Here is a 12,803-nt window from a genome sequence, read left to right on the forward strand (position 1 = left end):
GGGCGCCATGGCTGATTTCAATGATCTGCGCGTCGCGCTCAACACGACACGATCGGCGCTCGATGGTCTCCAAAGTGAGATCGCGGCGCTCAGGGCGCGCCTGAAACGCCTCGAAGACGAGGACGCCGCGGCTTCCCGCCGCTTCAATCCGCGCGATGAAGCCGACGTCGCGGCACGGGAGCACCGCGCGGCGGACAAGCGCCTTCTCGCATCCAGGCTCGCGGATCTGCGCGAGCGCGAAAAGGCGGCCCTGACGGACGAAATCCGCATCCGCACCGATTTCGCCGATTTCACAGATCCGCGCAGGGGGATTTCCAACCTCGGCGACGCGACGCCGATCCTCATGATGCCGATCCGGCTTGAGACACGTTTCAAGCCTGCGCGGGAAACCGGCGCAAGTACCGATGAACTCTGGCTGCGCGTCTATCCCGATGACTGCTTCATCACCACCTTCGATCCGGCGCTGACCCCGGCGGAAGCGGCGGATGCGCGGAGCTATTGGGCGGGTATCTGGTCGGCCGGCGGGCACGAAGACGAGGAACGCGCGGCCTGGCGGGCCATCGCCACCACCCATGGCGCGGGACGGGCTGGCTGGATCGTCGACCAGTTCCCAGAGATAGCCGCCTCGGCCCGGCCGACCAAGCCAAGACCACAGGACATCGTCCTGACCGTCGTCACCGAGACGCCCCTGCCCGCCGCCGAGGTCGCCGCGCTCGCCCCGTTCTGGCAGGCGGCGTGGCGCGCGCAGGGCGACGCGACCGCGTTGACGTCGGCGCGGGAGGCGCTCGCAGCGGCCGTCGGCCCGGATCGCGCCGCGGCGCTGGCGGCGGAAACCCAGCCTGCCAATTTTGCCGTCGCACCGGCGGCGGGCAACGATCCGGCGAGCCTCAATGTCGCCGTCGCCTTCCTCGTTTTTCCACCCGTCGAGACCAAGGAGAGCGCCTGGGCGAGCGCGCCGAAGATGACGCTCCTGCCGGATCGCTTCGTCTTCATCGGCTATCGCGGCAACGCGGCCCCGCGCATCGTCCTCGGCAATCCCGTACCGGCGACGCTCTTCGTGGGTCCGGATCCTCAGGCCGATGCGGCGAGCCAGATCCATCACGACGACGATGGCCATATCGCCATGCCCGACGCGCTCAAGTGGATCACGGATTTCCCGCAGGCTGTCGAGGACGGTATGGGCTTGCGGATCACGCTGGATCCGGACGAAGCCAAAGGCGGCTTTGACCGGGTGCTCGTTGTCGGCCTGCGGCTGAGCGCCGACGCGACAGAAGGGGCCGCCCAATTCGCCGCGCTGCTACGCGGCCACGCCTGCGGCCGGACCGGACTCGCCGTTTTGCCGCAAGGCACGCCGACCAACAACACCGAGACGGTTTCATCCGGTCACGCCCGCCTCGACGATCCCGATGCCGCCTTCGACGATCGCAAGTCCGCACTTTTCATTCCCGATGCCGACTGGCTCGACAAGCGCGACGGCGAATGGCTGGCGGACTATCTCGGCATCGACAGGCAAGTCTTCGCGCATGTGCATGGCGCCGGTGCGACCGACCAGATCGCCGCGCGCGCCATGAACACGGCACTCTGGCCCGCCACCCTGGGCTACTGGATGGAAAGCTTGATGTCGCCGGTCTTTCCGCATCGGGTGATCGAACAGACGCGCAGCTTCTTCAATCGCTATGTCATCGCCGGCGGCGCCGTGCCGGCGCTTCGCATAGGCGCCCAGCCTTACGGCATCCTGCCAGCGACGGCCTTCTCGCGCATGGCATGGCTCGAGGCCCGCGAGCGCCCGCTCCTGCGCGGCGAGGACCCGACGCTTGCCTTTCTGAGGGAGCTGCGCCGGATCATCGCCGCCTTCGAGACAGACTGGCGCACTATCGGCGCCGGTCTCGCCCATGTCGGCAAGGCGGGCGACCCGCACCAGATCCTGCTCGATATCGTCGGGCTCCATTCCGGTTCGGTGGAATGGTCGCAACGCTATGCCGAAAGCCTGAAGACGGTCTTCAACCGCCTCAACCTCCTCGGCCTCGGCGGGCTCATGGAGCAGATCAACATCAGCGTGCGGCAGGCGGCCGCCCGCCAGATCCTGGCCAATCTCGGCTACGCCGGCGAGGAGACGCCAGAGATCTTCGACAAGCTCTTCTCGGGCCGCCACAACCTCCTCAAGGGCGGCGTCGTGGATGACGTCCCCCTCTCGGAGACGGCTCCCATCCGCGCCTATACGCCCGATGGCCGGAACTATATCGAATGGTTGAGCACGGCTTCCGGCACCTCGCTCAACGCGCTTTATGCCCAGGACGGCTTCCTCGACGACAAGCCGCCGAAAGCCCTGCTCTATCTCATGCTGCGCCATGCCTTGCAGCTCGGCTACCATGATGTCAGCGTCCGCCTCTATGAGAACGCCGCGTTGATGACACCAGCGGCAGCCGTCCTCGCCCGGCAGGACAGTCCCTTTCTTCATATCCAGGCGGCGAACACGCTCAGCGAGAGCCGCTACCAGATACTCCAAAGCGCCGAGGCCACAATCACCGGCTCGGCAACCCAGACGGTCTCGGATTTCATCACGGCGCAGTTGCCGACCTTGAACCTCGCTTTCCATCTGCGGGACCAGCGCGCCGCCCTCGAGCGCCTGAAAGCGGAACCCACGGCGCGCCTCGAGCGGGTTTTCGCCGATCACGTCGATTGCCTGAGCTACCGGCCGGACGCCTGGCTGCTCGGCCTCGTCACCTATCAACTTACACGCATGCGCAATATCGCCGACGGCGAGGACCGCGAGCCGCGGCGCGGTCTTCATCTCGGCGCTTATGGCTGGCTGGAGGAACTGAGGCCGGAGAACAAACATCTGACGCCGGTCCGGCTTGATGACCCGGAACTCGCCGCGGATTTCAGCGATCCCGAAGCGCCGCCCCTGATGCGCGACGACACCAACCAGGGTTCCATCCACGCGCCTTCGCTCAACCACGCCGTCGCCGCCGCGGTGCTGCGTAACGGCTATATCACCAATGCGGGCAAGCCGAACGGCGAGACCATGTCGGTCAACCTCTCATCGGAGCGCGTGCGCACGGCGCTCGCGCTGCTGGAGGGCGTACGGGCGGGCCAGGGCCTCGGCGATCTCCTCGGCTACCAGTTCGAGCGGGGGTTGCACGACCGTCATGGGCCCATCGAGGTCGACAAGTTCATCTATAAATTGCGCAAGGCCTTCCCGATCCGGGCTGACCGCATGACATCCACCCGCACCGGGGAAGGCGTGCCCGTCGAGGCGATCGAAGCGCGCAACGTCATCGATGGCCTCGCCCTGGTCAATCACATGAAGGCGGGTGGCGCCTCAACCTACCCCTTCGGCAAGGCGAACCTGCCGCCTGCCACCGCCGCCGAGGCCGCCGCCATCAACGCGGAGGCCAAGGCGCTGGTCGATGCGCATGACGCCGTCGCAGATCTCGCACTCGCCGAGGGTGTCTACCAGGCCGTGCTCGGCAATTACGACCGGGTGGCCGCCACTTATGACGCCTACGCGCGGGGCAATTTCCCCCCGGAGCCGGAAGTGGTGCGCACGCCGCTTGACGGTATCGGGCTGACCCACCGCGTCGGCCTGCATCTCGATGCAACCGCGAGCCCCACGACCTCGCCACTGGCGGGTGTCGCGATGACCCCGCGCGCCCAGGCCGAGCCCGCCCTGAACCGCTGGCTCGCAAGCGTCATGCCCCCGCCCGCAGAGGTCGGCTGCGTCGTTGCCTTCACCGAAGCCGCCACGGGCGGAGAGCGGACACGGGAGGTCACGCTCGCCGATCTCGGCCTCCAGCCGAGCGACAGCCTCGCCCTCGTCGGCCATGACAGCGAACAGGCCATGCGCGAGATCGATGACCGCATCCTCCGCCATGTGATGGAGAATTTCGCGCCGCGCCCCGACAGGCCGGTCACCATCCGCTACATGGAAACCGAGGCCGCCCCCATTTCCCTCTTCGCGCTGAGCCCGCTGCTCAAGGCCCTGCGGCAGCTCACCACCAAGTCACGCGCGCTGAAGCCGAGCGATCTCACCCTGATGAACGAGGCGACTGTCGCCCAGGACGCCGCGCCGGTCATCGAGAAGGCGAGGCTCGATCTAGTGCAGGCTGCGATGGCGAGCCTGCACGCTGATCTCACGGCGTTCCAGGCCGCGCTTAATGGGCCGCTCGCCGATCTCGACAATCGTCGTGGGGAGATCCTCGACCACATCGACGATCATGTGACGGCGCTGGTGGCTCTCATGGCGCGGGCGGCGCTCTTCGCCATTCCGCAAGCCGGTTGGGGCATGGCCTATGACTTCAAACGGCGCAGCTATGCCGCCGTGCTCGCACAATTCGCTGAGCGGGTGGCGCGCTGGGACGCCCAGCTGGCCATCTTCGATGCCACGGTCACCACCTATGGCACCCTGCCGGTGGAGACGAGCGATGATGAGCGCTTCAGGCTGCTCGTCCAGGCGGAACAGGCGATTTCGGCCACGGCGACGGAGGTGCTGCCGCCGACACCGGCCGCCTTCCTCGCGGACCTCGCGATGAAACGCGCCGCCTTCGTGACCAAGCAGGCGGCGCTCAAGAGCCTCGAGAACACGACGGAGACGGGGCTCGTCGGCCTGCTCGCCGAAGCCGCCGCCCATCTGCCGACCGACGACTTCGATCCGCTGCCCTTCACCCTCGCGGAGCGCGAAGCCGAGATCATTCGCTTCGCCGAGGATGCGGCCCTGCTCATCGCCCGCATCGCGGCCGAGATCGAGCGCCGCCTTACCCTGTCCCAGAACCACTTTGATGCTCACGACGCGGCCGCGACGGCGACTGAAGCCGCGACCGCGCTGGAAAAGGCGGCAAAGGCCCTCCTTGGCGAAGATTTCCGCGTCATCCCGACGTTCCGTCTCGGGGCGGGTCAGAGCAGCGAGATGGCGAACGCGCTGGCCGCCACCCAGTCCGGCGATCTCTTTGCCTATCTGACCGCAGCACCGGACCCGGCGACGCCCGCCATCGCGCCCTTGCCCGTGGAGACCTGGCTCGCGGGAATTGCCCGGGTGCGCGACAAGTTGCGCGCCTTCGAGCAGATCGCCACCTTTACCGGCGCCTTCGGCCGCGATGAGCCGGAGCTGACGCCCTTGCAGCTTCCCTTCATGCCGGACGACCGCTGGCTGGCCCTTGAATTCCCGCCTGATCTCGCGCTGGACAAGGACCGGCTGCTGTATAGCGCGGTCTTCGCCGCCCCGTTCGACGGAACGGCGGGGCAATGCGGCCTTTTCCTCGACGAATGGACCGAGACGATCCCCGGCGCCAACGCCACAACCGGGATTGCCTTTCACCATGACCGGCCGAACACGGAGGCGCCGCAGACCATGCTTCTGGTTACGCCCAGCGATTTCCGGGGCGCGTGGCAGTGGGAGGACCTGGTCGATGCCCTCAACGAGACGCTCGACCTCGCCAAGCTGCGCGCCATCGAGCCCGCCCATATCGACGCCACGCCCTATGCTCCCTTCCTGCCGGCAACCGTGATGGCCGCCCAGGCGCGGCAACTGACCATCGCCGCCAATCTCGTGCTCAACAACAGCTTCAACCTTGTCCGGCCTTAAGGATCCGCGATGTCCGAGAAGCTCATCACGGCCAATCTGGCCGCAACGATCGCCACCCGCGCCCTGCCGGGCATCACCCAGTGGAACAGGCTCGAAGGCCGCCCCCGCACCGAGAATTTCGAACGGGCCCTGCGGGCCGAGATCCGCGATCCCCTCTGGCTTCTGACCCGCCAGTGGCAGATGGGCGAATTCCGCGGTGATGACGCGGGATCGCCGATCTTCGCCCGGGCCCGTATCGAAACGACACGGCTTACAGGCTATCGCGCTGCCGATGGCCCGGCCGAGGCCTTCGACACATCGCTGCCGCTCGAGGCGCGTGTCGAGCCGCTGCCGGTCGCGCTCTCCCTCGGTGATCACGACATCGCCCTCGATATCCGGCTGATGCTGGGGCGTTACTGGCTGAAACTGATCAAAGCTTTGCCCCAGGCTGCCCGCGACCAGTACATCGCGGCTTATCCCATCCATGCGCCCGACCCGAACGATGCGGCGGACGCGCCGACGCTCGCCCATGCGGACGCCTGGGCGCAATTCGCCGCCGTGGCCGGCCGGGCGATGGATGGAGCCAAGCTCTATGCCTATCTGAAGGCCGATCCAGCGCACCGCGCCTCCGACGGCATCGCGGCCCTTGCCGGCGGCGAGGCGCAAGCCGACGCGCATGGCGTGCATTTCCTCGCCTGGTTCGAGAAACTCCTGCACCAGCCGGCCGAGGGTTCCGCCTTCATTCCGGAACGGCTCGAATATCAGTTCAGCTGCGCCACGCCAGCCGCCGACGGCGCGGAGAAGGTCTATGTCGCGGATCAATATTTCCAGGGACATCTCGACTGGTACAATTTCGACAGCGATCCCACCCGGACGATGCTTGGCGAAGCGACCACGGTCGGCGGTGAAGCAACCGCTGGGGGGGAGCCTCCTCAGGCGGCCGTTGAGCCGCCCGAGGTGACGACGCTGACGACGTTGCCGGCGCAGGCGACCTTCAACGGCATGCCCAACACACGCTGGTGGGCCTTCGAGGACGGCCGCACCAATTTCGGCGACATCAAGCCCGACACCACGGACCTCGCCAAGCTCCTCCTGATCGAGTTCGGCCTCATCTATGCCAATGACTGGTTCGTCGTGCCCTTCATCGTGCCGGCCGGCGCGATCGCAACGATCAAGGGCCTCGCCGTCACCAATGTCTTCGGCGAGCGTATCTGGATCGAGGCCGCCGGTCGCGGCAACGACGATAACTGGCAGCGCTGGGCCCTGTTTCTCACGAGCGTCAAGGGGCAGGGCCACCAGGAGGCGGATCTGAGCCTCATGATCCCCCCGGCCGCGCAGAAGACGCTGGAAGCCGCCCCTCTTGAAGAAGTGGTCTTCGTCCGTGACGAGATGGCGAACATGGTCTGGGGACTGGAGCAGACCGTGCCCCTGCCGACCGGCATGCCGAAACCCGGCGCCTCCGCCGCCCGCGAAACGCGGCTCTTCTTTGAAAAGGACGTGGAACGGCGCCTCGGCGCGCCGCCGCAACCACCACCCGCGGCGAGTGGAGCCAAGATCCGCTACAAGGTCATGAGCACGGTACCGGAAAATTGGATCCCCATGATCCCGGTACATGTGCCCGGCGACAATCGCGAGGTTCAGCTCCAGCGCGCGGCCATGCTGCGCGTTATCGAAGGCGACCCCGCCCCACCAGCCAGCGTACGGCCGCGCAGCTCGCTGTTGCGCCACGGCCTCGACGAAACGCCACCGCAGCCGTATTTCCTGCACGAGGAAGAAGTCTCGCGCGCCGGCGTGCGCGTGACCAAGAGCTTCCAACGCACGCGCTGGCGCGACGGCCGTGTGTGGTTGTGGCTCGGGCTCCGCAAGCAGACCGGGCGGGGCGGAGGCTCGAGTGGCCTGTCCTTCGACCGCATCGTCGATCTGGCATGACCCGCAAGGCGGCGCCGGCCTGACGCATCAGTGCAGGTGGCGTCGCCTTACAGCATCCGCGTCCGGGCATTCGCCTTGTTCACAAGCGAATTGAGCCCATCAGCGACAGGCGGCTTTGTCAGACCTGGCGAAATGCTGATGCCCCAGGCTTGTCATCAAGATTGAAAATTGGACAGTCCAATTTACCTTCAAGCTCACAAAAATCATCGAAATGTGGCTTGACTGGTCCGAAATCCCCTAATATTGTCCTGACCAATAGATGGGGCCAGGAACCGGTATGACCAATCCCGCGACAAAAACAACGCCGTCCCTGTCGATTGTGCGGAGCAAGCGTGTCTACGAGCAAATCGCCGAACAGATCGGCGACATGATCCGTTCCGAGCAATATCGCGCGGGCGATCGCATTCCACCGGAGCGGGATCTCGCCAAATTGCTCGGGGTCAGTCGGCCATCGGTCCGTGAGGCCATGATCGCGCTGGAGGCAGCGGGATTGATCGAGGTGCGCGTTGGCGATGGCACCTACGTGCGGGAAACAGCAACCGTCTCCGGCGTTATGCCTTGGTCCGCCGGCGCGGATCCAGGCCCCGGACCGCTCGAGCAATTCCAGGCGCGCCGCCTGATCGAGACCGAAATGGCGGCACGTGCCGCCGTCAGCGCCACCGCCGGAGAGATCCAGGAATTGGAGGCGCTGGTTGAGGAAATGGCCCGCGTCTATCCAACACTCGACGATTTCGACGACAAGCTCGGCTTCCGCTTCCACACGGCGCTTGCCCGCGCTGCGCGCAACGGCGTTCTTGCCAATGTCGTCGAGTATCTGTGGACGCTTCGCGACAGTGACATGTGGCGGCATCTCCGCCGCCGGGTCGTCACGCCTGACAACCGACGTCAGGTGGTGATCGATCGTAAGGAGATCGTCGCCGGCATTGCCGAGCGCAATCCCGTCCGTGCCAGGGCGGCCATGATCGCGCTGCTCGATCGCGCGGAGCGGCGTTATTTTGGTCTGGACGAGGAATAATTTCTGTAAAGCACGGGTGGCGCGACATGTAACGCCACATTCAGGCAATCGGACAGCAAGGCCATTCCGGCTCCAAAAAGAACCGATGCCGACAGGACAACAGAGAGGAACGAATAATGGGGCTCATTCGCTTGACGCCGTCACGGCGCACCCTTTTGCTCGGCAGCGCGGCAGCGGTCGCGCTGCTGTCGCCGCATGTGGCGGCCGCGCAGGAGGCCTACAAGGAAGCGCCGGCGCTCGCAGCGCGGGTTGCCAAGGGCGACCTGCCACCGGTCGCCAAGCGGCTGCCGACCAATCCGCAGGTCATCAAGCCGAACAAGGAAATCGGGCGCTACGGTGGAACCTGGCGGGCAACGATGCTGGGCGCCTCGGACCATTGGTGGCTGATCAAGACAATCGCCTATGATGGTCTTATTCGCTACGATCTGGATACCAAGGGTTTCACCGGCAATCTCGCCGAAAGCTTCGAGGCTTCGCCCGACGGCAAGGAATTTACTTTCAAGCTGCGCGATGGACTAAAATGGTCTGATGGACAGCCCTTCACCTCGGCCGACATCCAGTTCTGGTACGACAGTGTCGCCAAGAACGCTCAGCTGACGCCGAGCCTGCCCTCCTGGTTGCGCACGGCAAGCGGCCCCGTGGAGATTACCTCTCCCGACTCCCGCACCGTCAAATTCGTCTTCAAGGAACCGAACGGCCTCTTCCTGCGCAACCTCGCGTCGAACTCGAACATCGGCGACAATCCACCGATTGAAGGTTTCCCCAAGCATTACCTCGCCAAGCTCCATGCCGACCACAATCCAAACGCGGACGCCGAAGCGAAGGCAGCGGGCTTCTCGGGCTGGGTCGAGCGTTTCACGACCGTCACCGGCCCCCTGAGCCGTTGGCGCTTCACCGGCCTGCCCACCATGCAGGCCTGGGTTCTGACCGCGCCCTATGACGACAAGCGTCGCGTGGCCGCCGAACGCAACCCCTACTACCACAAGGTCGATCCGAACGGTCAGCAGCTTCCTTATCTGGATGGCTATGATTTCCGCGTCGTCGACGATGCCGAGGCGATGGTCCTGCGCGCGACTGCCGGGGAAATCGACCTGCAGGACCGCACGCTCGCGAGCCTGCGCAACAAGTCGATACTCTTCGACAACCAGGACAAGGGCAAGTATCACTTCTTCGAGGTACCACAGCCGCATCACAACACGATGGTGCTGTTCCTCAACCACAACCATGCCAATCCGCAAAAGCGCGCGCTGATCCGCAACAAGGACTTCCGCATCGCGCTGAGCCATGCGATCAACCGCAAGGAAATCATCGATCTTGTCTACTACGGGCAGGGCGAGCCTTGGCAGGTCGCGCCGCGCAAGGGATCAGTCGGCTACGACGAAAAGGTCGCGAAGCAATATACGGAATACGACAAGGCAAAGGCCAACAAGATCCTCGACGAGTTGAAGCTCGACAAACGTGATTCAGCAGGCTTCCGCATCGGCCCGGATGGATCGCGCCTCAGCATCATCGTCGAAGCGCCGTCGGACTTCCGGCCCGACTGGATCGACGTGCTCGAGACGGTCAAGAAGCACTGGAAAGAGGTCGGTGTCGATCTGCAGATCAGGCCACTCGGACGCGCGCTCATTCGCAACCGCGCGCTGGCCAATGAGCATGAGGCCTTTGTCTTCCTCGGCAACGGCGGCGAGGATATCGATCTCGTCATGCATCCCGACAACTTCCTGCCCTATGACCAGACCGGCTACCGCACTTTCGCGTTGTTGTGGTCCAACTGGTTCGCGGGAAAGCAGCCTTCCGAAGAACCTCCGGAAAACATCAAGAAGGCCTTTGAACTCTACCGGAAGGTCCAGTCATCGCCAGATCCGAAAGTACAGGGAGAGGCGATCAAGGAAATCGTCAAGATCAGCGGCGACGAGTTCTTCAACATTGGCATTTCGCTCGCCCCACCCGGTTATGGACTGATCGCGAATTCAATGCGAAATGTCCCCGATTCGGTCACTGATATCGGCACTATTCCCTATATCGGCGTGGTCAAGCCGGAGCAATTCTTCAAGGCGCAGTAAGCCCGCGCCCTGGAAATCGGTCCCGGCGCGTCAGGCCGCGCCGGGGCTACCCGTCCCTCACGGGGAATACGCCTCCATGATTGCTTTCATCATCAAGCGTACCGCGCTGATGGTGCCGACGATGCTCATCATCTCGGCCATCGTCTTCGTGGTGATTCAGTTGCCACCCGGCGACTTTCTCGACACCCTCGCCTCCCAGCTCGCTTCACAGGGGGAGGGCCTCGCCGACTCGCAGATCGCGCTGCTCAGGGAGCGCTATGGGCTCGATCAATCGATCCTCGTTCAGTATTTGAAGTGGATCACCAATATTGTGACCGCGCTGGATTTCGGACAGTCCTTCGAGTGGAACAAGGCGGTTCTCGATGTCATAGCGCCTCGCTTCTGGGTCACGCTTGGTATCGCGCTTCTGTCATTGGCGCTGACGGCCGTGGTCGCGATCCCCTGCGGCATCTATGTGTCGCTGCGGCAGTATTCGCTCGGGGATAATCTGGCGACATTCCTCTCATTTCTCGGCCTTGCCGTTCCCAACGTGCTGATGACGCTTGTGCTTATGTACGCAAGCTTCACCCTGTTCGACGCCAACCCCGGCGGCCTGTTCAGCGCGCAGTATCAAGACGCCCCCTGGTCCGTGGGGCGCGCCCTCGACCTCATGGCGCATCTGTGGATACCGGTCGTCGTTCTTGCGACGGCGGGCACCGCGGAGGTGGTCCGGGTGATGCGCGCCACCATGCTCGACGAGTTGTCAAAGCCCTATGTGGATACCGCGCGCGCCAAAGGGCTGACCGAAGCACGCCTGACGATGAAATATCCCGCGCGCATCGCGATCAATCCGATCGTATCCAAGCTCGGATGGATGATACCGATCATCGTATCGAGCGAGGCCGTCGTCAGCATCGTTGCCGATATCCCGACGATGGGGCCCCTGCTTTTACGGTCATTGCTTGCGCAGGACATGTATCTGGCGGGTGCCATCATCCTTCTGCTCGCATTCCTGACGGTCGTTGGCACGCTGATCTCCGACATTCTCCTTGCGCTGCTTGATCCGCGCATCCGCCATGCGATGGAGTAGCCATGTCGTCCGCCACTGACACGACAACCACCGCAGCGGCCCCGGCCGTTCCCGCCGCGATCGCCGCGCAGGAAAACCGCCTGGCCGGCGCCAGCGAATGGCGCCTCATCTGGTGGCGCTTCCGCCGTCACCGTCTCGCTTTCGCGTCCGGCATCGTCGTACTCGCGATCTATATCGTCGCGCTCCTCGCCGACCCGATCGCGCCGGCCTCGACGGAGGCGTCGAAGCCTCAGTATACTTACGCGCCACCTCAGATGCTGCATCTGTTCCGCACGACGGACGACGGCTGGCGCTTCGAACCGCATGTCCTCGGTTATCGTGTCCAGATCGATCCCCGCGCCATGCGACGCAGCTTCGTGACGGATCCCGATACGGTCATTCCCGTCGGGCTCTTCGTCCGAGGCGATCGCTACAGCTTCCTCGGACTGTTCGAGAGCGACCTCCATCTCTTCGGCCCCATCGAGGCCGGCCAGCCGTTCTTCCTGCTCGGCGCGGACAGGCTGGGGCGCGACGTGCTCAGCCGGACGATTCATGGCGCCCGCGTCTCGATGTCGATCGGCCTCGTCGGCGTCCTGATGAGCCTCGCGATCGGTGTCGTGCTCGGCGGCCTGTCGGGCTATCTCGGCGGCTTCGTGGACAGCGCCATTCAACGGACGATCGAGATCATCCGCTCCATCCCGACAATCCCCTTGTGGATGGGCCTCGCGGCCGCCGTTCCCCTCACCTGGCATCCGCTCGCGGTCTATTTCGCCGTCACGGTCATTCTGTCGCTGATCGGCTGGACGACCATCGCGCGGATCGTAAGGGGCAAATTCCTGTCTCTGCGCAGCGAGGATTTCGTCGTGTCGGCGCGACTCGATGGCGCCTCGCAGACACGCATCATCCTCGTGCACATGCTGCCCTCGTTCTACAGCTACATCATCGCCGCGACCACGCTGGCCGTGCCGACGATGATCCTTTCGGAAACGGCGCTCAGCTTCATCGGCCTCGGCCTGCAGCCCCCCATGGTGAGTTGGGGCGTGCTGCTGAAGGAAGCGCAGAACATCCGCTCGCTCGCGAGCGCACCATGGCTGTTCGCGCCCGGCGTCGCCGTGATGATCGCCGTTCTTTCGTTGAGCTTCCTTGGCGACGGTCTCCGCGATGCCGCGGACCCCTATCAGAAATGAG

The 12,803-nt window shown here is 64.7% G+C and carries 6 protein-coding genes; all 6 read left to right on the top strand.

Going from position 1 to position 12,803, the window contains the following annotated elements; genetic code table 11:
• Positions 1-7 precede the first annotated feature (7 nt).
• The 6 genes from KIO74_RS24695 (at position 8) to KIO74_RS24720 (ending at position 12,802) form a co-directional block, all read left to right on the top strand.
• Positions 8-5,581 (top strand): hypothetical protein, encoded by a 5,574-nt coding sequence (locus KIO74_RS24695; RefSeq protein ID WP_213337627.1) that lies wholly within the window; start codon positions 8-10, stop codon positions 5,579-5,581.
• A 9-nt stretch (positions 5,582-5,590) separates the two neighbouring features.
• The gene (locus KIO74_RS24700) at positions 5,591-7,489 is read left to right on the top strand and encodes a hypothetical protein (protein ID WP_213337629.1); all 1,899 of its coding nucleotides are present in this window, start codon (positions 5,591-5,593) and stop codon (positions 7,487-7,489) included.
• Between the two features lie 277 nt (positions 7,490-7,766).
• The gene (locus KIO74_RS24705; protein ID WP_213337630.1) at positions 7,767-8,504 is read left to right on the top strand and encodes a FadR/GntR family transcriptional regulator; all 738 of its coding nucleotides are present in this window, start codon (positions 7,767-7,769) and stop codon (positions 8,502-8,504) included.
• 116 nt (positions 8,505-8,620) lie between these two features.
• Positions 8,621-10,567, top strand: a complete 1,947-nt coding sequence (locus KIO74_RS24710) for an ABC transporter substrate-binding protein (protein WP_213337631.1) — start codon at positions 8,621-8,623, stop codon at positions 10,565-10,567.
• A gap of 76 nt (positions 10,568-10,643) precedes the next feature.
• The gene (locus KIO74_RS24715) at positions 10,644-11,636 is read left to right on the top strand and encodes an ABC transporter permease (protein ID WP_213337632.1); all 993 of its coding nucleotides are present in this window, start codon (positions 10,644-10,646) and stop codon (positions 11,634-11,636) included.
• A 2-nt stretch (positions 11,637-11,638) separates the two neighbouring features.
• Complete coding sequence (locus KIO74_RS24720; protein WP_213337633.1) at positions 11,639-12,802, top strand: ABC transporter permease; 1,164 nt, start codon at positions 11,639-11,641, stop codon at positions 12,800-12,802.
• The last annotated feature ends 1 nt before the right edge of the window (position 12,803 follow it).

Origin of the sequence: Chelatococcus sp. HY11 (assembly GCF_018398335.1) — a bacterium.
Classification (GTDB): domain Bacteria; phylum Pseudomonadota; class Alphaproteobacteria; order Rhizobiales; family Beijerinckiaceae; genus Chelatococcus.

What these genes read in the sequence shown, in the direction of transcription:
- KIO74_RS24695 (WP_213337627.1), top strand. Translation starts at nt 8, where the DNA reads ATGGCTGATTTCAATGATCTGCGCGTCGCGCTCAACACGACACGATCG.
- KIO74_RS24700 (WP_213337629.1), top strand. Translation starts at nt 5,591, where the DNA reads ATGTCCGAGAAGCTCATCACGGCCAATCTGGCCGCAACGATCGCCACC.
- KIO74_RS24705 (WP_213337630.1), top strand. Translation starts at nt 7,767, where the DNA reads ATGACCAATCCCGCGACAAAAACAACGCCGTCCCTGTCGATTGTGCGG.
- KIO74_RS24710 (WP_213337631.1), top strand. Translation starts at nt 8,621, where the DNA reads ATGGGGCTCATTCGCTTGACGCCGTCACGGCGCACCCTTTTGCTCGGC.
- KIO74_RS24715 (WP_213337632.1), top strand. Translation starts at nt 10,644, where the DNA reads ATGATTGCTTTCATCATCAAGCGTACCGCGCTGATGGTGCCGACGATG.
- KIO74_RS24720 (WP_213337633.1), top strand. Translation starts at nt 11,639, where the DNA reads ATGTCGTCCGCCACTGACACGACAACCACCGCAGCGGCCCCGGCCGTT.